Here is a 26,494-nt window from a genome sequence, read left to right as displayed (position 1 = left end):
GCCGTGCGCGCGTCAGTGGCCGGAAGAGACCCCTGAGCAGCTCCGGGGCCGAGCGTGCGTCGGTCGAGTCCCGGTCCGCGGATTCCCCCATACCCCTCGCGCGAACCTCCGATCGGGGCGACTATGCCGCCCGCACATCCGCCACGAATATTCCTTCGGTAATTTCACGGCGAATTCGGTATCTCCCCACTTCCTACATTGACAGTGCGCTGCGCCCTGCGAGTTAATTAGTTCACGGGTGGCCTGATGTAGTCGTGTGTGGGCGGGATCTGGTCACTTGGCGACCGGTTCATTCCGAACAGTCACGGTTGTGGAGCCGTGGCGGCGCCGCAGCAGCGGGGCGCTCTGAAATCGCACGTGCCATGACGATCGTACATTGAGCGGGTATTGGCGAATCCGACTCTTCCGTGGGGGGATCAATGGCCCGGCTCGACCCATTCCCTGTTCCCGATTTCCATCTCCCGTTCGGGAACTCCAAGCATCCACTGGCCGCCCGGGCCAACGCCGAGGCCACGTCATGGGCGTTGCGCCACGAGCTCGTCACCGATGCCGCGGAGCAGTTCGCCGGCATTGGCTGCGGCCACCTTGCGGGCCGGGTGAGCGGCGAGGTGCCGTACGACACCATCGTTCTGCTCGCCGAGTGGATGGCCTGGTCGTTCGTCCTCGACGATCAGCACGATCATCTCATCAGGACGGGTGAACTTGCGGCCTGGCGGCCCGTCACCGATGCCGTCACCCAGTATCTGGACACGGGCAGGACCAGCAGGTCCTCAGCACGCCGCAATCCGTTGGTGAACGGATTCATCGACCTGTGCGACCGCATCCTCGCCGGGATGTCCCCGGGAACCGCGGCCCGATACCGGGCCCATGTCCCGCTGATGCTGCGGTCGTTGGACCAGGAGGCGGGCAATCGCGGGGCCGGCGGGCGTCCTTCGATCCATGACTACGTCCTGATGCGCCGGCACAGTTCCCAGTTGCTGCCGATGATGGACATGGTCGAGGCCGGGCTGGGAATCGATGTGCCGCAGCACATCCACGACCTCCCCGCTTTCCAGGCGGTCGTGGAGAGCGCCGTCGACATCATCTCGTGGGGCAACGACGTGTTCTCCCTGCCGAAGGAGCACGCCTGCGGGGACAACAACAACCTCGTCTCCCTCATCTCCTCCTGGGAGGGACGCTCCCTCCAGGACGCCGTCCATGCGGCGTGGGGCCGCATCCAGGTCCGCATAGAGGACTACGTGGCAGCGGAACGACGACTGTTTCAAGTCATTGGCGCCCAGGGCGAGATGGACCCGGCCGTACGTGAAGCGGTCACCCGGTGCGTGCGGAGTTACGAGGACTGGATGATCGGCACGGATCTGTGGCAGCGTTACGAGTGCACACGGTACAGCGACGAACGGTTCGCAGCCGGGCTGGAGTCTGCGTACACCCGCCCGGACCTGGTCTCGGTGGCATGACAGGGAGTGGTCGATGACCCACGCGGAGCAACCCGGCCCTGTGGTCCACGCCCCCGCGGCCCCGGGACGGTTACCGCTGCTGGGCCACGCACTCCCCCTGTGGCGCGGGCCGATCGCCTTCCTCGAATCACTGCGCGAGCACGGTGACATCGTGCGCCTCGACATCGGCACCTGGCCCGTCCACGTACTCACGAGCCCGGACCACGTCCACTCCGTACTGGTCCAGCAGGCACAGCAGTTCGGCCGCGGCAGGATCTTCGAGCGGCTCCGTCCGATGTTCGGCAACGGCATCGTGACGACCGACGGGGACTTCCACCGCAAACAGCGCCGGATGGTGCAACCGGCCTTCCACCGCAACCACATCGCCGGCTACGCCGAGGTGATGGGACGGGCGGCAGAGGCGATGTGCGCCTCGTGGACGGCGGGCCGCGAGGTCTCGATGCTCATGGAGACGCGCCGGTACGCCCTGTCCTCGGTCGCCGAGATGACCTTCTCGGGAGGCCTGAGCGGGGCCGCGATCGCAGAGGTGCACCGGTCGCTGCCCATCGTCCTGGAGGGCATGCTGCTGCGCGTCGTCATGCCCAAATCCCTGGACCGGCTGCCCATCCCGCCCAACCGGAGGTTCGACGCGGCGGCCGCTCGCCTGCGCCGCGTCATCGACCAGGTGATCGCGCAGTACGGCGTCGAGCAGGAAGACCGGCACGACCTCCTCTCCCTGCTGCTGTCCAGCGTGGACGCCGAGACGGGCGCCGCGATGAGCCCCCAGCAGGTACGGGACGAGGTCATCGCGATCATGTTCGCGGGGACGGAGACCCCGGCCACCACCCTGGCCTGGATCTTCCATGAACTCGGCCGGCACCCGGAGGTGGAGAGGCGCCTCCACGCCGAGGTCGACGCGGTGGTGGGTGCGCGCCCCGTCCGCCCCGACGACCTGCCCCGGCTGACGTACACGAACAACGTGTTCCAGGAGGCGCTGCGCCTGCACTCGCCGCTGCTCTTCACCCGGCGGTCCCTGGAGCCCCTCACCCTGGGCGGTGTCTCCATCCCGGCCGGGGCCGAACTGGCCTACAGCCCGTACGCGTTGCACCGGGACCCCGCACTGTTCCGCAATCCCACGGCCTTCGACCCGGACCGCTGGCAGGAGCACGGGGACGAGTCGCCCCGGCCCCACCGGTTCATCCCGTTCGGGGCGGGCCAGCACAAGTGCATCGGTGATGCGTTCGCCGTGGCGGAGATCCTGACCGCGGTGGCGACCGTGGCGTCCCGGTGGAAGCTGGTCCCCGCCCCGGGAGTGACGGTACGTGAACTCCCGGCGGGGATACCCCAGCCCAGCGAGCTGCCCATGATCCCTGTTTCACGCCATTGACGGGAGCCGGTCGATCCGGTTCATTTCAGGGTGATTTCACCGAACCGCTGACGCCACACCGCTCCCGACGTCAGCGGAGGATACAGCGTCGCTCCCGTAAGAGTGACGTGATCCCGCAATAATGTGCTTAAGCAGCAATTTCTCGTCCCCCGGGTCGTACACTCGGCCGCACGCGCAGGAGGGGGCAGGAATGTCACATGTCACGGAACCGCGAGGGTGGGCGTCCCAGCCCCTGCTCGAACGGGAGTCCGAGATTCTCGCGATCCACCGCGCGGTGGACGATCTCTGCGGCATCACGGACACCGGTCCGGCCGCCCGCCGCGGGGGTGTGCTGACCTTCGCGGGGTCGGCCGGCATCGGCAAGACCACGCTGCTCGCCGAGGCCCGCCGGCACGCCGCCGAGCGCAACTGCACCGTACTGTTCGCCCGCGGCGGCGAGCAGGAGAAGCAGGTGCCGTTCCACGTGATGCGGCAGCTCATCCAGCCGGCGTTCGCCGCCATGACCGAGGCCGAACGGCACGAGGTCCTCGGCACCTGGTACAACATCGTCGCCCCGGCGCTCGGCCTGACGGCCGCCCCGGAAGTCCCCACCGCGCCCGACCCGCAAGGCGTGCGCGACGGCCTGGACTGGGTCGTCACCCATCTGACGGTGCGCAGCGCACCCGTCGTCCTGGTCCTCGACGATGCGCACTGGGCGGACGCCGAGTCCCTGGCGTGGCTGACCGCGTTCACGGCGCGGGCCGAGGAACTGGCCATGCTGATCATGGTGGCCTGCAGGCCGGACGAGATCCCCGCCGGCGCCGGCGCCCTGCGCGCGCTGATGGGGCGCCAGGGGACGCGTCCGCACGAACTGGCTCCCCTCACCACGAGCGCGGTGGCCCGGATAGTGCGCGACGCCCTCGGCCAGAGCGCCGACGACGTGTTCTGCCGGGAGTGCTGGGCCATCACCGGCGGAAACCCCTTCGAGGTCGTCGAGCTGGCCATGAAGGGCCGCGACCGCGAGCTGAAGCCGCACCAGGACAGCATCCCCGAGCTCCGCGATCTGGCCTCCGCCGTCAAGGGCAGCGGTCTGATCACCCGCCTCGAACAGCTCGGACCGTCCACCGTCCGGTTCGCCTGGGCCGCCGCGGTGCTCGGCACCGCGGTACCGACCAGCATCGTCGGCAGTGTGGCGGCGCTCGGTGAGGCCCAGCTCTCCGAGGCCATCGACCAACTGCGCAACGCCCGCATCCTGACCGTCCTCACGAGCCTGCGGCGCAAGGAGGTCGTGGAGTTCTTCCATCCGCTCATCGCCACCGCCGTCTACCGTTCGATCCCGCCCAGTGTCCGCGTGGCCATGCACGGTATGGCCGCGCAGGCCCTCGTCGACGACGGGCAGGGTGCCGCCGCCGCGGCCCGCCACCTGCTCGAGATGCACCCCGACGGCGATCCCTGGGTGGTGCAGCAGCTGCGCCAGGCCGCACGCGACAGCTTCTCCGCGGGAGCGCCCGATGCCGCACGGCGCTATCTGGCCCGGGCGCTGCGCGAGCCGCCGGACGTCGAGGACCGGGCCGAGGTGCTGTTCGAACTCGGCTCCGCCAACCTCCTGCACGATCCGGTGACGACCATCAACCAGCTCAGGGCCGCGCTGGAAGAGCCCAAGGCCGAACAGGGCCTGCGGGAGGCGATCACGTACCGGCTCGCCCAGGCCCTGGCCCACACGGGTCAGCTGGCGGACGCCGCCGAGCTCCTCTCGGAGGAGGCCAAACGCGCCACGAGCTCCCGTACCCGGCTGCGCATGCAGGCCGAACAGTTCAAGTGGAACTCGGTCCGGGTCGACGAGGAGAACTCGCCCGCCCGCTCCCGGCTCCTCGCCCAGTTCGCCAAGCGGCTCACCGGCCGCGGCCTGGCCGAGCGGCACATCCTGGGCCTGCGGGCCTGGGACGCCGCCATGCGCGGCGAACCCGCCACCACGGCCCTGGAGTACGCGGAACAGGCGCTGGACGGCGGCATGAGCTGGACCGACCAGGACTTCGGATTCGAGGTGCCGGCCTCCGTCGCCGTCACCCTCATGTACTGCGACCAGCCGGGCCGCGCCGAGGACCTGTTCAACACCGGCATCGTGGAGTTCGAGGCGAAGGGCTGGCGCGGCGCGCACCTGTCGTTCGTGTACACCCTGCTCGGATACGTCCGGTACCGGCGCGGGCGCCTCGCCGAAGCCGAGGACTTCGTACGCAACGGCCTGCAGATCGCCGACCGCATCGGACACGGGACCCCGGCGCAGTGGTACGCGATCGGCACCCTCATCGAGACGCTGCTCGCCCGCGGGAACACCGAGGAGGCCCAGCGGGTCGCCCACACGTACAAGCTGGGGGACGGCTTCCCGCAGGCCGTCGTCTACCCCGACCCCCAAGCCGTGTGGGGCAAGCTCCTCCTGGCCCAGGGCAGGATGGAGGAGGCGGTGCAGCACCTCGCCGCGGCGGGCAAGCGCCTGGACCTGCGCGGCACCCGCAATCCGTCGTGGAGCCCCTGGCAACTCGACCTGGCGCTGGCACAGGTGGCCCGCGACCCCGAGCAGGCGCGCGCCACGGCGGCCGAAGCGGTGTCCCGGGCACGTGCGTTCGGCACGTCGAGCGTGATCGGCCACGCCCTGCGGGTGTCGGCGGCCGCCACGGACCCGGCTCAGGCGGCCGCCTTGCTGCAGGAGGCGGTGGACCATCTCGAACAGTCCCCGGCCGCCGGCGAACTCGCCCATGCGCTCGTCGATCACGGCACCGCCCTGCACACCCTCGGTGACCCGCACCGGGCGGCGCAGCAGCTCTACCGGGGCATGGAAACGGCCGCCGCCTGCGGCGCCGATGCCCTTGCACGCCGCGCCCGTTCCCAGCTCGCGTCGGCCGGGCTGCGCCCCCGCCGGCTGCACACGTTCGAACAGGACACCTTGACGGTCGCCGAGAACACGGCGGCCGGACATGCGGCCCTCGGCCTCGACAACACGGCGATCGCGGCGAAGATGCACACCGACGCCCAAGCGGTGTCCGAGCTGCTGTCGGCGGTCTTCACCAAGCTGGGCACGGACCGGCTCGGTCTGCGCCGGGCCCTGGGAGTCTGACGGCCGGACGACGCCCGCCCGCCACTGTGGGAATCACAGCGGCAGGCGGGCGTCGTCCCGTGGTGCCCGGCCCCTGACCATCAGGCCGGCGACCAGGCCCGCGAGCAGCACGCTGGCCGCCGCCCACCAGAGCGTGGCGGTGTAGCCGCCCAGCAGTTCGTCGCCGACCGAGTCGGACGTCTCCGCATCGCGCAGGTGGCTGGAGAGGACGCTGCTGAGCAGTGCCGCGCCGATCGCCGCACCCACCTCCTGGGCCGTGCTGATCGCTCCCGAGGCACCACCGCGGTGCTCGGCGGCGACTCCCCCGGTCGCGGTGGCGAAGATCGGTACGAAGGCCAGTCCGATGCCGAAGCCGGCCAGGAGCGTGCCGGGCAGTACCTCGGTCGCGTAGGAGCCGTCGCCGCTCAGGCCGGTCAGCAGGAGCAGCCCGACGGCCGTGAGCACCATGCCCGCCAGGATCAGGACGCGCGGCGCGGCGCGGCGCAGCAGCCGGGCGGAGACCTGGGTGGAGGCGATGACGAGGGCGGCGACCATGGGCAGGTAGGCCAGCCCGGCCATGAGGGGGCCGTATCCGCAGATGCTCTGGAGGTAGTACCCGACGGCCGGGTACAGGGCGAGGATGCCGGCGCCGGCCAGGGTCATGCTGAGGATGCTGCCGGCGCGGTCCGGGTCCTTGAAGACGTACGGCGGCAGGAGCGGGGTCGATGTCGCCGTCTGCCACCACACGAAGGCCACGAGCAGGAGGACGCCCGCCGCGAGCAGCGCCAGGACCAGGGGGGTGGTCCAGCCGCTCGGCCGGCCCTCGCCGAGGCCGTAGACGAGCACGGCGACTCCGCCGGAGCCGAGCAGCACGCCGAGCAGGTCGAAGTGGCCGGAGGTGCGGACCGCGCGGTCGGGGAGCAGGGTGAGCGCGCCGATCAGAGCGATCACGGCGACGGGGACGGCGGCGTACAGGGACCCGCGCCAGGACAGGACCTCCAGGAGCCAGCCGTCCGCGGCCAGCCCGAGCGCCCAGCCGCCGCCGGTGACCGCGGCGTAGATCCCGAAGGCCCTGCCGCGTTCCTTCGGGTCGGTGAAACCGGTGGCCACCAGGGACAGCGCGGCGGCCGTCAGCAGCGCGCCGAAGACGCCCTGCAGGCCGCGGGCCCAGACCAGCGTGCCGGACTCGCCGGCCGATCCGCCGAGCGCCGAGGCGGCTGCGCAGCCGAGCAGGCCGACGATCACGGTCTGTTTGCGTCCCACGAGGTCCGCGATGTGCCCTCCGGCCAGCAGCACCGCGGCGAAGGCGATGAAATAGGCGTTGGTCATCGGCTCGAGGCCGTCGCCGGAGAGGCCCAGGTCGGCCTGGATGGCAGGGATCGCCATGTTGAAGTTCGCCGCTTGGAACAGCACCATCAGCTGCGCCAGGGCGATCGCCGCCAGGCCCCACCAGCGCCTGGGGTGCGCAGACGCCGGGTCCGGGAGGGCGGACCGGGGCGGGGGTACGGTCCAGTCGCTCGCGGGCGCGCCCGGGGGCGGTCCGAATCCCTGCGCGGGATCGAAGTGCCCGGGGGCCGTCGGGGCGTACTCGGGCGGCGGGGGCGGCAGCGGCGCGGGCTGCGGCGCGGCGGTTTCGGCGGTTTCGGCGGGAGCCTGGGCATGCACCGCTGGGGCGAAGTCCAGCAACTCGGCGGCATGGCGACCGAGTTGCGCCAGGACCGCGCCCGGCAGCCACTCCGAAGCCTGGTCCGTCGCCGTACGCTCGGCCACCTCCTGGGGGGTGGGCCGGCGGGCCGGATCCTTGTGCAGGCATGCGCGTACGAGGTCGACCAGTGTCTCGGGCATGCCGGTCAGGTCCGCCTCCTCCTCGGCGACCCGGAAGAGGTGGGCGTTGAGCCCGGTGTCGGTGGCGCCGAAGAGGAGTCGCCCGGTGGCGGCGTAGACGAGAACGGCGCCCAGGCAGAAGACGTCGCTGGCGGGGGTGAGTTCGAGGCCGCGGACCTGTTCCGGCGACATGAAGCCGGGGGAACCGATGAGCATGCCGGTACGGGTGTGCAGGCTGTGGTCCTCGGCGAGGCTGTCCATCGCCCTTGCGATGCCGAAGTCGATGACGCGGGGGCCGTCGACGGTGACGAGGACGTTGGACGGCTTGAGGTCACGATGGATCAGGCCCGCCCCGTGCACGGCCTGGAGGGCGAGGGCCAGGCGGTTGGCGAGGGTGTGCACCGAGGGCTCGGGCAGCGGCCCGAAGTGCTTGGCGACCACGGCGTGCAGGTCGGGCCCCGGGATGTACTGGGTCGCCACCCAGGGGATGGCGGCCTCGGGATCGGCATCGAGCACGGCCGCCGTACAACTCCCGCCCACCCTGCGCGCAGCGGCCACCTCGCGGGCGAAGCGCCTGCGGAACTCGGGGTGCCCGGCGTACTCGGCCTGGACGACTTTCACGGCGACGGTACGGCCGCCCTCGGAGCGGCCCAGATAGACCAGGCCCATGCCGCCTGCGCCCAGCCGGGCGATCAATCGGTACGGGCCAATGCGCGGCGGGTCTTCGGCGATCAGCTGATCCACGGGGAGAAGGATAGTTCAACTATCCAATGCTGGTGGGGGCATTGGCCGAACCGATCAGTGGCCGGGAAGAGCCGCAATCCATGCTCATATGAGCGCAGGCCGGGCTGCGTGGGCCGGCCCTCACGCTCGCTTGGCCAGCTTGACACGTACCGGGATATCCTTTGAAGAGCGCCGAGGGAGATCAGTTCCCATGGATCTAAACACCGTTACCGAAGTCGTCCGGCGGCCGTCCGAGCGTCCGGGCGTGGACTGGCGCGAAGGCGACGCCTGGCTCGCCGGGGGCACGTGGCTGTTCTCGGCGGAGCAGCCGGACCTGCGCCGCCTCATCGACCTGACGGCATTGCACTGGGATCCGCTCGTCCCGCACGACAGGGGCCTCGAGATCGGCGCGACGTGCACCATCTGCGACCTGCATGCCTTTGCGGCGCCCGCCGATTGGATCGCGGGTGGCCTTTTCGCGACGAGCTGCGAGGCGTTCCTCTCCTCCTTCAAGGTCTGGAACGCGGCGACCGTCGGCGGCAACATCTGCATGTCCCTGCCGGCCGGCCCCATGATCACGCTGACGGTCGCCCTCGAGGCGACGTACGAGCTGTGGGCCCCTGACGGGTCCGCCCGCATCGTCGATGCGCTCGATTTCGTGACCGGCGACCATCGGAACATCCTCGCGCCCGGGGAAATCCTGCGGCGCATCGAGATTCCGGCGCACGCCCTGCGCAAACGCACCACGCACCGCCGCTTCACACTGACCCGGCTCGGCCGTTCGACGGTGTTCCTCATCGGCACGCAGACGCCGGGGACGGACGACCTGCTGCTCACCGTCACGGCCGGCACCACACGCCCGGTGCGCATGGCGTTCGACAGCATGCCCGATGCCGCAACCCTGCAGCAGAGCATCGACGTCATCCCCGCCGACGCCTGGTTCGCAGACCCCAACGGAACCCCCGACCACCGTCGCCACCTGACGAAGCACTTCGCCGAAGAGATGCGCCGCGAACTCATGATCGGGGGCCCGGCATGACGTACACCGTCAACGGCAAGAGCTTCGACGAGGAACCGGAACCCGGGCAGTGCCTGCGTACGTTCCTCCGCTCCCTCGGTCACTACGGTGTCAAGAAGGGCTGCGACGCGGGCGATTGCGGCGCTTGCACCGTCTGGTTGGACGGCAGCCCCGTCCACAGCTGCATCACCCCCGCGTTCCGCGCGGACGGTCGTGCGGTGACCACGATCGAGGGGCTCGGATCACCGGGCCACCTGCATCCGATGCAGCGCCGGTTCCGCGACGCCCCCGGGTTCCAGTGCGGTTTCTGCACCGCAGGGATGATCATGACCTCGGCGACGTTCACCGAGGCCCAGAAGGCGGACCTGCCGCGGGCGCTGAAGGGCAACCTCTGCCGCTGCACCGGCTACCGGGGGATCGAGGACGCCGTGAACGGCGTCGTCGGCGTGGAGAGCGCCGCGCCGGGGAAGGCCGTCGGGACGAGCGTCGGCGCGCCGGCCGCCGACGACGTGGTGACCGGTCGCGCCGAGTTCACGATGGACACCCACATCGAAGGCATGCTGCACCTCAAGGTGCTGCACTCCCCGCACGCGCACGCCCGGATCGTCTCGATCGACAAGACCGGCGCACTCGCCGTTCCCGGCGTGCAACGCGTCTACACCTGGGAGGACGTGCCGCGCAGGCGCTTCACCACGGCGATCCACACCGACCACCTGGTCGATCCGGACGACACCTTCATCCTCGACGACACGGTCCGCTTCGTCGGCCAACGCGTCGTTGCGGTCCTGGCCGACACGGTCGCGGCGGCCGAGGAGGGCTGCCGCAGGGTTCACGTCGAGTACGAGGTGCTGCCGGCGGTGTTCGATCCGGAAGAGGCGATGGCCGAGGGCGCACCACAGCTGCACGGCACGGACGATCCGTTCGCCCGCGATCCCGCCCACAACATCCTGCTCGAAATCCACTCCCGCATCGGCGATGTCGACGCCGGCTTCGCCGAGGCCGATGTGATCCACGAGGGCACCTACTTCTCCCCGCGCGTACAGCACGCGCACCTCGAGACCCACGGCTCGATCGCGTGGATGGAGAACGGCCGCCTGAACATCCGCACCAGTTCGCAGTCGCCGTCGATCGCCAAGGTCAAGATCGCCTATCTGTTCGCGCTGCGCCCCGACCAGCTCCGGGTGTTCTGCAAGCGTGTGGGCGGCGGCTTCGGCGGCAAACAGGAAGTGATCTCGGAGGATCTGGCCGCGCTCGCCACCCTGGACACCGGGCGGCCCGTCTGCTTCGAGTACACCCGCGAGGAGGAGTTCACCACGGCGTCGCCGCGGCACCCGATGAAGCTGACGGTCAAGCTCGGTGCGAAGGCGGACGGCAGGCTCACGGCGTTCCAGGTCCGCAATGTGTCGAACACGGGCGCGTACGGCAACCACGGCGGTGAAACGCTGTACGCGGGCGGCGCTGCCGTCATGATCTACCGCTGCCCGAACAAGAAGTACGACGCGTACTCGGTCTACACGAACACCGTGCCGAGCGGGGCCCTGCGCGGGTACGGGATGACGCAGCCGGCGTTCGCCGTGGAATCGGCGATGCACGAACTGGCACGCGCGCTGCACATGGATCCGCTCGAACTGCGTCGGCGCAACATCGTGCGGCCGGGTGAACCGCTCGCCGCCCTGCACGACGGCCCGGACGACGTGATCTTCGCGGAGGACGGACTCTCGAAGTGCATCGACCTCGTGGACCGGGCCATGGCCCGGACAGCCGATCAGCCGTCGCCCGGCCCCGGGTGGCTCGTCGGGGCCGGCATCGCGAGTTCCCTGCACGAGACCGCGCCCCCGACCGAACACGTCTCGGAGGCCTGGGTCACGCTCGGCGACGACCTCATCTACGAACTGGCCGTCGGGACCGTCGAATTCGGCGAGGGTACCTCGACGGCCCACGTCCAGATCGCGGCCAACCAGCTGGGTACGACGCCGTCGAGGATCCATCTGGTGCAGTCCGACACCGACCGCACGGGATTCGACACCGGCGCCTTCGCGAGTGCGGGCCTTTTCGTATCGGGCAATGCGGTCCTTCGCGCAGCCAACGCGGTGCGCGACCGCATCCTGGAATTCGCCGCCGCCCATACGGGCGTCCACCTCGTGATGTGCTCGATGGCCGACGACGGAGTCGTCTGCGGGGACCAGCGTGTGTCGCTGGCCGAGCTCGTCGCCCTGGCCCGGGCCCGCGGCATCCGGTTCACCGCTGCCCGCAAGGCCTACGGCTCGCCCCGGAGCGTCGTCTCCAATACGCAGGGCTTCCGGATCGCCGTCCACCCGGTGACGGGCGAGATCCGCATCCTGTACAGCGTCCAGGCGACCGACGCCGCCGTCGTGATCAATCCGGCGCAGGTCCGCGGGCAGGTGGAGGGTGGCGTCGCCCAGGGAATCGGCTTCGCGCTGACCGAGAATTTCCACGTCGACGCGTCCGGTGTCATGGTCAACCCGAACCTCCGCAACTACCGCATCCCCACCTATGCCGATGTCCCGCGCACCGACGTGCTCCTGGTGAACTCCTCGGATTCCGTGGGGCCCATGCGGTCGAAGGGCATGGCGGAATGCTGTATCAACCCGGTGGCCCCCGCATTGGCGAATGCACTCCACGACGCCACCGGCGTCCGGTTCCGCGCACTGCCCCTGACCCCCGAACGCATCTACAGCCGGCTGGGCGAGAGCCGGTCGGTACAGACGGCCTGAGAACATGAACACCGAGAGGCACCACGAATCCACGGCGACCGCGATCATCGGCCAGAAGGTCCTGCCCGGCCGGGACCGGGAGTACGAGACGTGGCAGGAGGAGGTCAACGCCGCGGCCGCGGACTACCCCGGGGCCCTCGGCTCCGAGGTCTCCCCGCCGACCGCGCTGCAGCCCGACTGGGTCACCGTGTACCGCTTCGACTCGATACCCCATCTGCAGACGTGGATCAACAGCGCCACCAGGCAGCGGCTCCTCGATGCCGGCAGCGCGTTCTTCGACGGCCCGGCGACCCAGCAGGTGCTCACCGGTGGCACCCGGCCGGTGGATCCGCTGGTGACCGTGGTGGTCAGCCACCAGGTACACCCGGAGTCCGTCGACGACTTCCTCGCGTGGCAGCAGCACATCAGCGAGGCTGAGAGCAGATTCGAGGGATTCCGCGGAACCGAGCTCTTCAGGCCGGTCGAGGGAGTCCAGGACGAATGGACGACGCTGTACCGGTTCGACAACGCCGAGCACCTCGACGCCTGGCTGACGTCGGCCGAGCGGCAGGACGTCCTCGCCGAGGGCGAGAAGTTCAGCGACTACAAGATGCGCACCATCGACAACTCGTTCGGCAGTTGGTTCGCCTTCGACGAGAACGGCAGGGAAGCGCCGCCGCCGTCGGTCACCAAGACCGCCATCGCGATCTGGGTCGGCCTGTACCCGACCGTCGTGCTGCTGGCGCTCGCCCTGTCGCCGCTGAAGCTGCCGCTCTGGATCGGGCTGCTCCTGGGAAACCTCCTCTCGAGTTTGATCATGAGCTTCTTCACGATGCCGTTCTACGTGAACCCGCTGCTGGGGCGGTGGCTGCGCCCCGACCCGCACCAACCGGCGCTGAAGACCAACCTCATCGGCCTCGGGATCGTCGCGGTGGCGAACCTCTTCTGGGTCTTCGTCTTCTACGTCGTGACGACGAAGATCTGGACACTGCCCTGACCGGTACTCGGCGGCGCCGAGGGTCAGTTGTGGAGCGCCGTGCGAAGGGTGTCGACGGCCTGCTGGATCGCGGCCTCGGCGGCGTGCGTCTCGCGCAGGGCGTTGAGCATGACGAAGTCGTGGATGGCGCCCGGGTAGCGGGTGGCGGTGACGGGGACACCGGCCTGGCGGAGCTTGTCGGCGTAGGCCTCGCCCTCGTCGCGCAGCACGTCGGCCTCGGCGGTGATGACCAGGGCCGGGGGCAGGTCCCTCAGCTGTTCGGTGGTGGCCCGCAGCGGGGATGCGGTGATCTCGGCCCGCTGGTCCCAGAACCACTGCATGGCGTCGCGGCGGAGGTAGTAGCCCTCGGCGAACTGGTGGTAGGAGCCCGTGTCGAACGAGGCGTCGGTGACCGGGTAGAAGAGGACCTGCTGGACGAGGGGAACGTCGCCGCGTTCCTTGGCCATCAGCGTGAGCGCTGCGCTCCTGTTGCCGCCGACGGAGTCGCCGGCGACCGCGATGCGGGAGGCGTCGAGCCCGTGCCCGGCGCCCTCCGTGACGACCCAGCGGGCGACCGTGTAGTTCTGCTCGATGGCGACGGGATAGCGGGCCTCGGGCGCGAGGTCGTACTCGGGGAAGACGACGGCCGCGCCCGCACCGACGGCCAGTTCGCGCACGAGCCGGTCGTGGGTGTGGGCGTTGCCGAACACCCAGCCGGCCCCGTGGACGTAGAGGACGACCGGCAGCAGGCCGGGCGTGCCCGCCGGGCGGACGACACGTGCCTTGACCTGGCCGGTGGGACCGCCGGGGACGGTGATCCACTCCTCGTCGACGGGGGGCATGGCGATGTCGCCGGACTGGGCCTCGTCGACGGCCTTGCGGCCCTCGGCCGGCCCCAGCTCGAACAGGTACGGCGGGCTCGCCGACCCCTCTGCGAGCTGAGCGGCCGCCGGCTCGAGTACGGGGCGGCGGGCGGAAGTGTCGGCCATGGGAGTTCTCCTCGCACGGCGTACCGGACGGGCAGCCGGGTCGGTTGATGCGGGCCGGCGGGCGCCCCTTGCGCAGAAGGCTCCAGGCAGACGGCCCCGTCCTCCGGTAGCCACGCGCCGAGGGCCTCCGGGGCGCCGGCGAGTTCCCGGACGAGGTGCGCCCGCCGCATTCGTCGACACGGACGACCGGGACGACCAGCGGGATCGGCCCTCCCGCCGGGACACCCGGCCCGGGCGGGGCGACGGCGCCTCGGCGGCCGGGGTCAGGCCGCGCTGAGGCCCCGGCTGCTCAGGCCTTCCCGGAGGGCGCGCATCGCGTAGTGCGTACGCGATTTGACCGTGCCCGGCGGCACGCCCAGCACCTTCGCGGTCTGGCTCACGCTGCGCCCCATGTAGTACATGTGCAGCAGCACCTCCCGCTGGAACGGCGCGAGGTCGCGCATGGCGTCGACCACGACCTGCGTGGTGAGGGCCCGGTCGACCCCGTCCGGTACGGGCAGCCGGCCCAGGCCCTCGTCGTCGGCCTCGGGCGGGCGCGCCCGGCGGACCCGGTAGCCGTCGATCACCAGATCCCGGACCACGGCGAACAGCCAGGGGCGCAGCGCCCCGGCGCTGGGGTCGAGCTCCGCGGCGTGCTGCCAGGCGCGGATGGCCGCTTCCTGGAACACGTCCTCGGCCCGGTGCCAGTCGCCGCCGGCCAGCCGGGCCGCGAAACGCATCAGCGCGTATCCGTGGTTCTCGTAGAGCGCTCTCAGGAAGGCGTCGCTCGGCTCCGCGGAGTGACGCTGCGATGCCTGCGGGGTCGATGTCAGTGAGTCGTGCAAGGCGGTTCCCTCCGGTCCGGCGCCGGCAGCGGCGGCTGCCGCACCTGATCTCTGATCCAGTTGTAGTCCCGAACGGGCAGCCGGACCTGGCCCGTTACCGGGCGGATCGCGCCCGGGTGCGACCGCCCGGACGGGCGCGAACCCCCAGTTCAGAGGTGATCCGCAGGGCTTGTTGCCCGTACCGGGTGCCCGAACGGCGGGTTTCGCCGGTCCGATTGCGGCCCGGGGAATTTCGAACCCCTGTCCAGTACGGGCGCTTCTTTCCGACGGGGATCCGGCACGCACAGGCCGCCAAACGGGCACCACCGGCGCCCGGAATGACCGAACAGCGGGCTCCGACGTGCTGTCGGCCCGATTCCGGAACGGGCGCATCCAAGCCATGTCCTGCCCGGAACGGGCCGGTGTGCCGCTCACGCCCGGCGGTATAAATCTTTGGCAGGGCCGTTCGGGCCGCCGGTGCCCGAACGGGCGAGGGAAGGGCAGGTACGTCCGATGCGGTCAGAGGAACGTCACCAGCGGCTGCTCACCCTGGCCCGGCAGCAGGGACGGCTCGAGGTCGCGGGTGTCGCGGCCGACTTCGGGGTGGCGCCGGAGACGATCCGCCGGGACCTGAGCGAACTGGAACGCCGGGGCCTGGTCCGCCGCACCCACGGCGGCGCGTATCCCGTCGAGAGCGCCGGCTTCGAGACCAACCTCGCGCAGCGCGTCACGCTGCACGTCGAGAACAAGCGCCGGATCGCCGCGCAGGGTGCCAAACTGCTCGGCGGAGCGGAGACCGTCTTCATCGACGAGGGGTACACCCCGCAGCTGCTCGCGACCCTGCTGCCCACCGACCGACCGCTCACCCTGGTCACCGCCTCGCTGTCGACGGCCGCGGCGGTGGCCGACTCGCCCCACACCACCCTGCTCCTGGGCGGCCGGGTCCGCGCCCGGACGCTGGCCAACGTGGGCTCCTGGGCCTGTGCGATGCTCTCGGGCTTCGTCATCGACCTGGCCTACCTGGGATCGAACGCAATCTCCCGGGACTCCGGCCTCACCACCCCCGATCCGGTCGTGGCCGACGTCAAGGCGAAGGCGCTGGAGGTCTCCCGCAGACGGATCTTCATGGGACACCACGGCAAGTTCGGGGCGAGCAGCTTCTGCCGCTTCGCCGAGGTGTCCGACTTCGAGACGATCGTCACCGACACCGGACTGTCCGCCGCCGAGGCCCACCGGTACACCCTTCTCGGCCCGCAGGTCATCCGCGTCTGACCCGGCTCCGGCCCGATTCCGGCCGGCGACGGAGAGTGCCCCGCACACACGCCACGCGTGTCTTCGGCGTGCCCGAAAACCACTACCGCAAAGGGGATCCACCATGACGACCAGAGGAGCGGCAACCGCTGCCCGCGCGGGAGCCGTCGGACTCGGCATCGCCGTGCTCGCCGCGTGCGCCGGCGCCGGCGCGGGCGCAACCTCAGGCGGCTCCGGGGCCCGCTCCATCAACGTACTGATGGTCAACAACCCTCAGATGGCGGACCTTCAGAAGCTCACCGCCGGCCATTTCACCAAGGCGACCGGTATCAAGGTCAACTTCACCACGCTGCCCGAGAACGACGTACGGGACAAGATCAGCCAGGACTTCGCCAGCCAGGCCGGCCAGTACGACGTCGCCACCATCAGCAACTACGAGACCCCGATCTACGCCAGGAACGGCTGGCTCTCCCCGCTCACCGCCCGCGCCAAGGCCGACCCCGCCTTCGACCAGGGCGACATCCTTCCCCCGATCCAGCAGTCCCTCACCGCCTCCGGCGAGATCTACGCCGAGCCGTTCTACGGCGAGTCCTCGTTCCTCATGTACCGCAAGGACGTCTTCGCCGAGAAGAACCTGACCATGCCCGCGAACCCCACCTGGGCCCAGGTCGCCGACCTGGCGGCGAAGGCCGACGGGGCCAGGCCGGGCATGAAGGGGATCTGCCTGCGCGGCCTGCCCGGCTGGGGTGAGGTGATGGCCCCGCTGACCACCGTCGTGAACACCATGGGCGGCACCTGGTTCGACAAGGACTGGAAGGCGCGGCTCGACAGCCCCGAGTTCACCAAGGCCGTCACGTTCTACGTAGACCTGGTCCGCGACCACGGCGAAGCCGGCGCCCCCCAGGCCGGGTTCACCGAATGCCTCAACGAGATGGAACAGGGCAAGGTCGCCATGTGGTACGACGCGACCTCCGCCGCCGGCCCCCTGGAGGACAAGGCCTCCCCCGTGGCGGGCAAGGTGGGCTACGCACCCGCCCCCGTCGAGCGGACCAAGAGCTCCGGCTGGCTCTACACCTGGGCCTGGGGCCTGCAGAAGGCCGGCAAGCACCAGGACGACGCCTGGCGGTTCGTCTCCTGGGCGTCGAGCAAGGAGTACGAGAACCTCGTCGGCGAGCAGCTCGGCTGGTCCCGTCTCCCAGCCGGCAAGCGCACCTCCACGTACGCCAACCCGCAGTACGTCGCCGCCGCGTCCGCCTTCGCCGACGCCACCAAGTCCGCGCTGACCACCGCCGACCCCGCCGATCCGGGCGTGCAGCCCCGGCCCGCTCCCGGTATCCAGTTCGTCGGCATCCCCGAGTTCACCGACCTCGGCACCGAGGTCTCCCAGCAGATCAGCTCCGCCATCGCCGGCCGGACCGGCGTCGCGGAAGCCCTCAAGGCGGGCCAGTCCCGCGCCGAGGCCGTCGCCAAGAAGTACGCGGGCAACTGAGCGGCAGGACGGAGGCACCCCATGACCGCCCCTCTGACAGCCGAACCCCCTCGCACCGCGTTGCGCGGCGGCCTGCACCGGGCCGCCCGCCCCACCGGATCGGGCCCCCGCGGCGCCTGGGCCCGGCGCGCCCCGCTGCTGCCGGCGCTGGTCTTCCTGATCGCGGTGACCCAGCTGCCGTTCGTCGCCACCCTGGTGATCTCGTTCATGCGCTGGAACGCCCTGTCGCCGGACGACCGCGGCTTCGGCGGCTTCGCCAACTACCGCAACGCCCTGACCGACCCCGCGCTGAGGTCCTCGCTCCTGACCACCGTCGTCCTCACCTCGGCGGTGGTGCTCACCAGCCTCCTCCTCGGCCTCGGGCTGGCCCTGCTGCTCGACCGGAACTTCCCCGGCCGCGGCATCGTCCGGACCCTGCTCATCGCGCCCTTCCTCGTCGTCCCGGCCGCGTCCGCCCTGCTCTGGAAGCACGCCCTCTACAACGCCTCGTACGGGCTGATCAACGGTTCGCTCACCTGGATCTGGAGCCTGTTCGGCAGCGACAGCGCCCCGCAGCCCAACTGGATGTCCAGCCTCCCCCTGGTCGCCGTGGAGGTGTCGCTGATCTGGCAGTGGACGCCGTTCATGATGCTGATCCTGCTCGCCGGGCTGCAGAGCCGCCCGCCTGACATCGTCGAGGCCGCGCAGGTGGACGGGGCCGGCACCTGGCAGGTCTTCCGTCACCTCACGTTCCCGCACCTGCGCCGCTACCTGGAGCTGGCCGCCCTGCTCGGCAGCATCTACGTCGTCCAGAACTTCGACGCGGTCTTCACCCTCACCTCCGGCGGCCTGGGCACCGCCAACCTGCCCTACACCGTCTACCAGACCTTCTACCAGGCCCACGACTACGGCCAGGCCTCCGCCGAGGGCGTACTCGTCGTCGTCTGCTCGATGGTCATCGCCACCTTCGCCCTGCGTACCGTCTCGTCCCTGTTCCGCGAGGAGGCGCTGTGACCGCCCTCGTCCGCCGCAGCATCTGGGGCCTGCTGACCTGGTCGTGCGGCCTGCTGTTCTTCCTCCCGTTCGGGTGGATGGTCCTCACCTCGCTGCACGGCGAGCAGGACGCCGCGGCCAACCCGCCCGCCGTGGGCGCCGGGTTCACCCTGGACGGCTACCGGGAGTTCTTCGGAGCCAGTACGGGGACGAGCCCCTGGCCGCCGCTGCTCAACTCGGCCACGGCGAGCGTCGTGTCGACCCTGCTGGTCCTGGCGCTGGCCCTGCCCGCCGCGTACGCCCTGTCCATCAAGCCGGTCCGGAAGTGGACCGACGTGCTGTTCTTCTTCCTCTCGACGAAGATGCTGCCCGCCGTAGCCGGGCTGCTGCCGCTCTACCTCATCGCGCAGAACACCGGGATGCTGGACAACATCTGGCTCCTGGTCATCCTCTACACCTCGATGAACCTGCCGATCGCGGTCTGGATGATGCGCTCCTTCCTGGCCGAGGTGCCCAGGGAGATCCTGGAAGCGGCTTCGATCGACGGCGCCGGACTGCCGACGACCCTGGTGCGGATCGTGGCGCCCGTCGCCGCGCCCGGTATCGCCGCCACCGCGCTCATCTCGTTCATCTTCAGCTGGAACGAGCTTCTCTTCGCCCGCGTTCTGACCGGGGTCGTGGCCGGCACCGCACCCGTCTTCCTCACCGGGTTCGTCACCAGCCAGGGGCTCTTCCTCGCGAAGGTGTGCGCCGCCGCCGTGTGCATCTCGCTACCGGTTCTCGTCGCCGGGTTCGCCGCCCAGGACAAGCTCGTCCAGGGCCTCTCCCTTGGAGCAGTCAAGTGAAAGCAGCCCTCATCAGCGCTCCCGGCGTCGTGACGATCGAGACCGTCGACGACCCGAAGCCCGGCCCCGGGGAGGTGGTGGTCCAGGTCGCCGCGTGCGGCCTGTGCGGAACCGATCTGCACATCCTCCAGGGCGAGTTCGCGCCCAGCCTGCCGCTCGTACCGGGCCACGAGTTCGCCGGTACCGTCGTCGCCTACGGCCCCGGGGTGACCGGGCTGACCGTCGGCGACCGGGTGGCGGTGGACCCGTCGCTGTACTGCAATGCGTGCCACTACTGCCGCATCGGACGCAACAACCTGTGCGAGCGCTACGCGGCGATCGGCGTCACCGTCCCGGGAGCCGCGGCCGAGTTCGCGGTCGCGCCCGCGGCCAACTGCGTCAGACTTCCCGACCACGTCCGCCCCGAGGACGCCGCCCTGATCGAGCCGCTCTCCTGCGCGGTGCGCGGGTACGACGTCCTGCGCGCCCAACTCGCCAGCAGCGTCCTGATCTACGGCTCCGGCACGATGGGCCTGATGATGCTGGAGCTCGCCAAACGCACCGGCGCCATCGCCGTCGACGTCGTCGACATCAACCCCGAGCGCCTGGCGACCGCCCGCACCCTCGGCTGCTCCCACGCCGTCGGCTCCCCGGACGAGATCGACCGGCCCCGCGGATGGGACCTCGTCATCGACGCCACCGGCAGCGAACGGGCCATCCAGGACGCCCTCGGCCGGGTGGCCCGAGGCGGTACGTACCTCCAGTTCGGGGTGGCCGACTACGCGGCCCGCGCCACGATCGAGCCGTACCGCATCTACAACCGGGAGATCACCATCACCGGGTCGATGGCGGTCCTGCACAGCTACGAGCGGGCCGCCGAGCTCTTCGCCGCGGGCGTCCTCGACCCGGAGGTCTTCATTAGCGACCGGCTGCCGCTCACCGACTACGCGGCCGCGCTCCAGCGGTTCCGGGCCGGCCAGGGCCGCAAGATCCTGGTCACTCCGTGACGGCGGGCCCCGCCCCGACCACCCCGGCCCTGGTCAGCGGTCTGCTCCACACGGGCCTGCTGGCCTCGGCCGGCCTGCCCGGAGCACCCGGCGCCGCCCGCGCCCGTGCGGCACTGCGCGGGGCCACGACCTCGGCACACCTCGACCGGCGCGTGGCCTCGGCCCTCTCCCTGGCCGCCCGGGCGGCCGCGCTGACCTGCACCCGTGAAGGCGCGGACCCGCCGACCCGCGATGACCTCGTCGAGTGGACGGCGGGGAGTTGAGGGTGGCCGGGGCTGACGGGGTACGCACGACCCTCACGTGCGAGTCGTCGTCCACACGCCGGGCGCGGCCGGGGCACCCCGGCGATAATGGCAGGGCACGCGCCGCGGCGGTGACCGGTTGTCCCCCGGTGGCGCAGAGGTGGTGACCGACGCATGAGCACAGGTGACAGGCACGGCCGCTACGGCGAGGCCGTGTTCCGGCCCGAGCTGGCGGGCGAGGACGATCGGATCGACCTCGGGGCACTCGCGTACGACGACATGACGATGGACCGCCTGCTGGCCCTGGGGGCCGGGCCGGGCTGGAACTGCCTCGAGGTGGGGGCCGGCACCGGCAGCATCGCCCGGCGGCTGATCGAGGAGGCCGGGGTGCAGAACGTGCTCGCGGTCGACCGCGACGTGCGTTTCCTCAGCACCCGGCCCCTGCCGGGGCTCGACCTCCTGGAGGCGGACATCAGCGGGCCGGGGTTCGACCCCGGCCGCCGTTTCCAGCTCGTCCACGCCCGCTTCGTCCTGATGCACCTGCCGTCGTGGCGGCGCCTGATCGCCGGGCTCGCCGGCCTGCTGGCCGAGGGCGGGGTGCTGGTCCTCGGCGACGCCGTCGACCTGACCACCCGGACCGCACCGCCGACCCCGTACACCCGGGTCATGCAGGCCATGTGGCAAGGGCTGCGGGACACCATCGGCACCGACGTCTCGTGGGTCCCGGACTACCCACAGCACTTGCGCGATGCGGGACTTGTGTCCGTCGCCGCCGAGATACGGGTGCCACCCCTGGTCCCGCACAGTCCCATCAGCCGTTTCTGGGCCGGGACATGGGACCGGGCCAGGGAGGCGATCGTGGCCACCGGACTGGTCGACGACACGACGGTCGACGAGGCGATCCGGTACCTCGATTCTCCGGACTGCGCCGCGCTGTCACCCGGAATGATCATCGCCTGGGGCCGCAGCCCGGCCGACCACGTCAGCTGAGTTCCGTGCGCCGTGCCCGGGCGTGCACGGTCACCCCGCCGGGGCCCACCGATACGGCGGTGGGCTCCAGGCCCATCGGGAGGGGCGGGATCTCCCGGCTGCGCTCCGACAGCGCCCTGCCGATGGCGGGGACGGCCGGGTCGATCGGGCGGCCGCCCAGGGAGGCGCTGTCCGCGCTCAGGGTGACGGCGCCCGCGTCGAGGCGGAGCTCGGCCGTGATGACCAGCGGCATGCCCACGACGGCGGCCTCGATCCGCACCCGGCCGTTGCCCGCATCGGAGAGCCGGACGCTGCGGTCGCCACGGGAGCCGAGCGAGTCGAAGGGGGCCGTGAACGCGGCGTCCAAAGACTGCGCCGCGTAGCCACCGGCGTGCTCGGACACCTGGTGGAGGTCGACCGCGGCCTTCACCGGGATGCCGTCGCCGGTACGGGCGTCTCCCTTGACCCGCACCTCGGGGTGGCGGCCGCGGGCGGCGTCGAGCAGGAAGGGGTAGCCCTCGATGGTGACCTCCGGCGACGCCAGGCCGACGCCCCGGCGGGCGGCGATACGGTCGGCGAACCTCTCCTCGCCCACCTGGCGGGCGACGGTGTCGACCGTGAGCAGCACGGCGCCCGCCAGCACCGCCACGGCGACGGCGCGCCGGGCCAGTCGCCGGGCCCGTCGCCGGGGCGGAGCCGTACGCGGGGTCCGGTTCTTCTCGGTTGTCGGGGTGTGCGGGGCTTTCAGGGGCATGGGTGCGTACCTACCTCAGGGAGCGGGAAGCCGGGCGGGGCCGGGCGCGGCGGTGGATGCGGCGGGCGGAACCGGAGCGGTGGCGACGGCCCGGGACCGGCCGTGTACGGGGGGTGTCGGGGTGCCCTCGATGTCCACCCGGGGGAGGATCCGGTCGAGCCGGGCGGGCAGCCACCAGTTGCGCTCGCCGAGCAGCACCATGCTCGTCGGGACGAGCAGTCCGCGGACGACGGTGGCGTCCAGGGCAACGGCCGTGGCCAGTCCGATGCCGAACATCTTCACCACGGGGTCGTCGGACAGCAGGTAGCTGAGGAACACGCAGACCATGATCATCGCCGCCGAGGTGATGATCCGGGCCGTCCCGGCAAGTCCTTCGACGACCGCGCGCGTGTTGTCCCGCTGCCGGAGGTAGGAGTCCCGTACGGCGCTCAGGAGGAACACCTCGTAGTCCATGGAGAGCCCGAACAGCACCGCGAACATCAGCAGCGGGACGTATCCCGGTATCGGCACCGGGCCGTCGAGACCGAGCAGGCCCGCCCCCCAGCCCCACTGGAACACGGCGGTCAGTACCCCGTACGAGGCCGCGACCGAGATCAGGTTCATCACGGCCGCCTTGGCCGCGACCACCGGCGCACGGAAGGCCAGCAGGAGCAGCAGGCCGGCGACGAGCACGACGGTGGCGATGACCGCCGGCATCCGGGCGGCGAGGCGCGCGTTCAGGTCGGCCTGTGCGGCCGTCGGGCCGCCGACGTGGGTGGTGGCCCCGGTGCCGGCAGTGGCCTCGGGCAGGGCGGTGTCCCGCAGCCGGTCCACGAGCGCGACGGTGGCCGGATCGCCGGGGCCGGTGGTGGGGGTGACCTGCCAGAGGACGGTTCGACCGTCCGGGCCGAGCCGGGCCGGGCTCACAGCGGCCACGCCGGGGGTCTGCCCGAGGGTCTCGGTGACCGTCGAGATGCGGTGGTCGGACGGTCCGCCGGCCGCCGTGGGCAAGGTCTCGGCCACCTGGAGGGGGCCGTTCACGCCTGGCCCGAAGGCCTCGGCCAGCTGTTCGTACGCAGTACGGCTCGACGTGCCGGCCGCCTTGTCCCCCGCGTCGAGCTGGCCGAACGTCAACCCGGCGGCCGGCGCGGCCAGTACGCCCACCAGAGCCAGGCTCGCGAGCAGGTAGCGCCAGGGGCGGCCGGCCACGTGCGCGGCGAACCGCTGCCAGCGCACGCCCGCGGGGTCGGCCGCACGGGCCGTCTCGGCCGTGTCGGCCGTCTCGGCCACGTCGGCCGTCTCGGCAGGTTTCGCAGGGCCGGGCCGGCGGCCCGCCTTCCGGCCGAGCCGGTGGCCGAGCAGCGCGAGCAGGGCCGGCAGCAGGGTCAGGGCCGCGAGGACCGCGACGAGTACGGCGATCGCCGGTGCGAGCGCCAGCGCGTACAGCAGTGGCAGCCCGCCGAGCGCCAGACCCGCCAGCGCGGCCGCCACCGCGCAGCCGGCGAAGGCGGCGGCCTTGCCTGCGCCCGCCGTGGTGTATCCGGCAGCGTCCACCACGCCGTGGCCCTCGGCCAGGAGCTCACGGAAGCGCGTCAGACAGAAGAGGGTGTAGTCGATGCCCACGCCGAGGCCGATCATCGCCGCGATCGTGGCACCCGCCGAGGGCATGTCCAGGACGTGCCCGACCAGCCCGATCGCCGAGAGCGAGATCACCAGCCCGACGACCCCCACCAGCAGGGGAAGGCCGGCTGCGAGGACTCTGCGCAGCCCGAGGAACAGGATGACCGCGGCCGCTGCGAGACCGATCAGCTCGCTGTGGCCGGTGGACCCCTTGTCGGCGGCGGCCGCGAGGTCGCCGCCGGCCGTGACCTCGATGCCCGCCTGCCGGGCGGGCTCGGTGGCCGACAGCACGGCCTCGCTGATCTCCGGCGTGATGTCGCGCCCGGTCACGTCCAGCCCGACCGATATGTAGGCGGTGTGGCCGTCCGGGCTCATGGCCGCCGGGCCCGAAGGCCCGTACGGCGCTGCGACGCTCACCACGTGGTCCACCCGGCCCACGCCCCCGGCCGCCGCCTCGACCGCCTGCTGCGCGGTGGCGGAGGTGAGCACCGGCCCGTCCGGGGCCGTGTGCAGGACGAGCGGCTGGTTGCCGGAGACGGGCCCGTGGAAGGAGTCGGCCGCGTCCCGGGCCGCCTGGCTGTCGCTGCCGGGAATGGCCACCGCCTCGCTGGTGACCCGGCCGTACAGCATCACGACGGCGGCGACGGCGATCGTCACGGCCGCCCAGACGGCGAGGATCCGTCTCGGTCTGAGGGCACACCAGCGGCCCAGGGCAAGGAACATCGTGCTGCGCTTCCCTCCACGAATGAAGTTGCACTCCGAGTGCATATTTACCGTTGCACTCGGAGTGCAATAATGTCAACCGGAGAGAGGAGCCCCAGGTGGGACGACATCCCGAGCAGGACACCCCGCGGCGGCCGGATCCAGGCAGCCCGCCGGCCGCCGGCGCCGCGGACGGCCGGACCGAGCGCGGCCGGCAGACCCGCGAGAAGATCGCCGACGCGCTGCTCGCGCTCCTCGACGAAGGCATGACGGACTTCCCCGCCGACCGGGTGGCCCAGTACGCGGGGGTCTCACGGAGGTCGGTGTTCCACCACTTCGACGACATGGCCCAGCTCGTGGACACCGCCATCACCCGGCGGCTGGAACAACTGGCCGAGCAGATAAGGCCGTTGCCCACCGAGGGGCCGCGCGCAGCCCGAGTGGCGGCCCTGGTCGAACAGCGGGCCCGGATCCTCGAATGGATCACCCCGGCCCGCCTGGCGATGATCCGCATGGACCATCCCTCGGAGCGCATCCGCCAGGTGACCGAGGAGACCTTCGCCTATGCCCGCCGACGCATGGAGGCCGTGCTGGCCGAGGAACTCGACCGACTGCCGGGCCGGCGGCGTACGGACCTGGTCAACGGGCTCGACGCGGTGACCACGTGGGGCGCCTGGCACCACTGGCGTTCCACCGGGCTCGGCCCCGAGGAGGCGCGGCACGCGATGGAGGCCACGGTACTGAGCCTGCTCGCCTCGACCGGCCCGCCCGCGGCGGCGCCGCACCGGTCTGCATGAGGTACGCAAAAGCCGGGCCCGTGGGTCACGGGCCCGGCCGCCCTTTCGGGCTTCCTTCGGATCAGACGCGGTCGGCTGCGATCAGGACGTACTGGAACGAGCCGTCCTTGTAGGAGTTGATGAACGCCTCTTCAATGCCGGTGACCAGGGAGGACGTGGCCCGCAGCTCCCAGTAGGGCAGGGTCGCGGGCGTCAGGTCGATGACGGCCTGCGGTACGAGACGGTTGTCGGCCATGGCCCGCATGTACTGCCGCCGGGAGTGGATGTTGCACTCGAAGTGCGCGTTGATCTGGGAGACCCACTTCGAGGGCTGGCCGTAACGGGGGTTCCAGCAGCCGGTGATGGTCACGTAGCGGCCGCCGACGGCGAGGATCCGCGAGTGTTCCGCGAACAGGTCGTGCAGGTCGACGTACATGCTCGACTCGTTGTTCCACGAGGCGGCCGCCTGCCCGGTCTCGAAGGGCGTGCCGAGCATGTTGCAGACGCGGGCGCGGACGGAGTCCCCGATGCCGAGTTCGCGGGCGCGCTCGTTCGCGAACTCGGCCTGCTTGGCCGACAGGGTGACGCCCTCGACCTTGCATCCGAACCGCTGGTGGGCCATGACCATCGATCCGCCGCGGCCGCAGCCGGCGTCCACGAGCGTGTCGCCCTGCCCGATGGGGCCGAGGTGGTCCAGCAGGACGTCGGCCTGCGCCGACTCCAGCCGGTGGAGCTCGGCGATCAGCTTCTTCTCGTACGCGCTGTCGCCGGTGTCCCCGAGGGCTGCGTGGTCGACGTCACCGATGCCGTAGTGGTGGTGGTAGAGGCCGTCGACGTCGCCGAGACGCAGGTTCACCGGCCGGGCCTCGTGGTCCCAGTAACGGGCGATGTCATCCTGGTAGGGCGTCGCCGGTGCAGGGATGAACGCGGCGGCGGGGGACATGGTGAGCTCGGTGTTGGTCACAGATA

20 protein-coding genes are annotated in these 26,494 nt (G+C 71.2%); 14 read left to right on the top strand and 6 right to left on the bottom strand.

Going from position 1 to position 26,494, the window contains the following annotated elements:
* Window positions 1-419 precede the first annotated feature (419 nt).
* The 3 genes from ACZ5WG_RS38135 (at window position 420) to ACZ5WG_RS38125 (ending at window position 5,914) form a co-directional block, all read left to right on the top strand.
* Window positions 420-1,457, top strand: coding sequence for a terpene synthase family protein (locus tag ACZ5WG_RS38135; RefSeq protein WP_468729245.1), 1,038 nt, complete (start codon window positions 420-422; stop codon window positions 1,455-1,457).
* Window positions 1,458-1,470: 13 nt separating this feature from the next.
* Window positions 1,471-2,823 carry a cytochrome P450 gene (locus ACZ5WG_RS38130; protein WP_468729244.1) on the top strand — a complete coding sequence of 451 codons (1,353 nt, stop codon included), beginning with the start codon at window positions 1,471-1,473 and terminating at the stop codon, window positions 2,821-2,823.
* A gap of 190 nt (window positions 2,824-3,013) precedes the next feature.
* Complete coding sequence (locus ACZ5WG_RS38125; RefSeq protein ID WP_468729243.1) at window positions 3,014-5,914, top strand: ATP-binding protein; 2,901 nt, start codon at window positions 3,014-3,016, stop codon at window positions 5,912-5,914.
* Window positions 5,915-5,947: 33 nt separating this feature from the next.
* On the opposite strand, the gene ACZ5WG_RS38120 is transcribed toward ACZ5WG_RS38125, so the two are convergent.
* On the bottom strand, window positions 5,948-8,461 hold the full coding sequence (locus ACZ5WG_RS38120) for an MDR family MFS transporter (protein ID WP_468729242.1): 2,514 nt from the start codon (window positions 8,459-8,461) through the stop codon (window positions 5,948-5,950).
* Between the two features lie 190 nt (window positions 8,462-8,651).
* On the opposite strand from ACZ5WG_RS38120, the gene ACZ5WG_RS38115 reads away from it, so the two are divergent.
* Genes ACZ5WG_RS38115 through ACZ5WG_RS38105 form a run of 3 tightly spaced genes read left to right on the top strand, consistent with a single transcriptional unit; the run spans window position 8,652 to window position 13,169 of the window.
* A complete protein-coding gene (locus tag ACZ5WG_RS38115; RefSeq protein WP_468729296.1) occupies window positions 8,652-9,479 on the top strand; it encodes an FAD binding domain-containing protein in 828 nt (275 codons plus the stop codon).
* Window positions 9,476-12,193, top strand: a complete 2,718-nt coding sequence (locus ACZ5WG_RS38110; RefSeq protein ID WP_468729241.1) for a molybdopterin-dependent oxidoreductase — start codon at window positions 9,476-9,478, stop codon at window positions 12,191-12,193. Before ACZ5WG_RS38115 ends, ACZ5WG_RS38110 begins: the two co-directional genes overlap by 4 nt.
* Window positions 12,194-12,197: 4 nt before the next feature.
* Window positions 12,198-13,169, top strand: a complete 972-nt coding sequence (locus ACZ5WG_RS38105) for an antibiotic biosynthesis monooxygenase (protein ID WP_468729240.1) — start codon at window positions 12,198-12,200, stop codon at window positions 13,167-13,169.
* Between the two features lie 23 nt (window positions 13,170-13,192).
* Here ACZ5WG_RS38105 and ACZ5WG_RS38100 read toward each other — a convergent pair whose 3' ends face one another.
* Together ACZ5WG_RS38100 and ACZ5WG_RS38095 are read right to left on the bottom strand one after the other, a co-directional pair.
* Window positions 13,193-14,137 carry an alpha/beta hydrolase gene (locus ACZ5WG_RS38100; RefSeq protein WP_468729239.1) on the bottom strand — a complete coding sequence of 315 codons (945 nt, stop codon included), beginning with the start codon at window positions 14,135-14,137 and terminating at the stop codon, window positions 13,193-13,195.
* A gap of 263 nt (window positions 14,138-14,400) precedes the next feature.
* Window positions 14,401-14,961 (bottom strand): sigma-70 family RNA polymerase sigma factor, encoded by a 561-nt coding sequence (locus ACZ5WG_RS38095; protein ID WP_468729238.1) that lies wholly within the window; start codon window positions 14,959-14,961, stop codon window positions 14,401-14,403.
* Between the two features lie 492 nt (window positions 14,962-15,453).
* Between ACZ5WG_RS38095 and ACZ5WG_RS38090 the strand changes: the two genes are divergently transcribed.
* The 7 genes from ACZ5WG_RS38090 (at window position 15,454) to ACZ5WG_RS38060 (ending at window position 21,715) form a co-directional block, all read left to right on the top strand.
* Entirely contained in the window at window positions 15,454-16,212 is a 759-nt protein-coding gene (locus tag ACZ5WG_RS38090; protein WP_468729237.1) for a DeoR/GlpR family DNA-binding transcription regulator, read from the top strand.
* Window positions 16,213-16,315: 103 nt separating this feature from the next.
* Entirely contained in the window at window positions 16,316-17,680 is a 1,365-nt protein-coding gene (locus tag ACZ5WG_RS38085) for an ABC transporter substrate-binding protein (RefSeq protein WP_468729236.1), read from the top strand.
* 21 nt (window positions 17,681-17,701) lie between these two features.
* Window positions 17,702-18,673 (top strand): carbohydrate ABC transporter permease, encoded by a 972-nt coding sequence (locus tag ACZ5WG_RS38080; protein ID WP_468729235.1) that lies wholly within the window; start codon window positions 17,702-17,704, stop codon window positions 18,671-18,673.
* Window positions 18,670-19,497: a carbohydrate ABC transporter permease gene (locus ACZ5WG_RS38075; RefSeq protein ID WP_468729234.1), complete on the top strand. Its 828-nt coding sequence runs from the start codon at window positions 18,670-18,672 to the stop codon at window positions 19,495-19,497. The genes ACZ5WG_RS38080 and ACZ5WG_RS38075 overlap by 4 nt, the downstream gene beginning before the upstream one ends.
* Complete coding sequence (locus ACZ5WG_RS38070) at window positions 19,494-20,483, top strand: zinc-dependent alcohol dehydrogenase family protein (RefSeq protein ID WP_468729233.1); 990 nt, start codon at window positions 19,494-19,496, stop codon at window positions 20,481-20,483. Before ACZ5WG_RS38075 ends, ACZ5WG_RS38070 begins: the two co-directional genes overlap by 4 nt.
* Entirely contained in the window at window positions 20,480-20,746 is a 267-nt protein-coding gene (locus ACZ5WG_RS38065) for a hypothetical protein (protein WP_468729232.1), read from the top strand. Before ACZ5WG_RS38070 ends, ACZ5WG_RS38065 begins: the two co-directional genes overlap by 4 nt.
* Before the next feature lie 153 nt (window positions 20,747-20,899).
* On the top strand, window positions 20,900-21,715 hold the full coding sequence (locus ACZ5WG_RS38060) for a methyltransferase domain-containing protein (protein ID WP_468729231.1): 816 nt from the start codon (window positions 20,900-20,902) through the stop codon (window positions 21,713-21,715).
* Here ACZ5WG_RS38060 and ACZ5WG_RS38055 read toward each other — a convergent pair.
* Together ACZ5WG_RS38055 and ACZ5WG_RS38050 are read right to left on the bottom strand one after the other, a co-directional pair.
* Window positions 21,708-22,448, bottom strand: coding sequence for an LmeA family phospholipid-binding protein (locus ACZ5WG_RS38055; protein WP_468729230.1), 741 nt, complete (start codon window positions 22,446-22,448; stop codon window positions 21,708-21,710). The two genes, ACZ5WG_RS38060 and ACZ5WG_RS38055, sit on opposite strands and share 8 nt — an antisense overlap.
* A 15-nt stretch (window positions 22,449-22,463) precedes the next feature.
* Window positions 22,464-24,770: an MMPL family transporter gene (locus ACZ5WG_RS38050; protein WP_468729229.1), complete on the bottom strand. Its 2,307-nt coding sequence runs from the start codon at window positions 24,768-24,770 to the stop codon at window positions 22,464-22,466.
* A 98-nt stretch (window positions 24,771-24,868) separates the two neighbouring features.
* On the opposite strand from ACZ5WG_RS38050, the gene ACZ5WG_RS38045 reads away from it, so the two are divergent.
* Window positions 24,869-25,546, top strand: a complete 678-nt coding sequence (locus ACZ5WG_RS38045; RefSeq protein ID WP_468729228.1) for a TetR/AcrR family transcriptional regulator — start codon at window positions 24,869-24,871, stop codon at window positions 25,544-25,546.
* 61 nt (window positions 25,547-25,607) lie between these two features.
* Here ACZ5WG_RS38045 and ACZ5WG_RS38040 read toward each other — a convergent pair whose 3' ends face one another.
* Entirely contained in the window at window positions 25,608-26,489 is an 882-nt protein-coding gene (locus tag ACZ5WG_RS38040) for a geranyl diphosphate 2-C-methyltransferase (protein ID WP_468729227.1), read from the bottom strand.
* Window positions 26,490-26,494: the final 5 nt, after the last annotated feature.

It is taken from the genome of Streptomyces sp. NPDC032745 (assembly GCF_055579465.1).
This window is presented reverse-complemented; position numbering and strand designations above follow the sequence as displayed.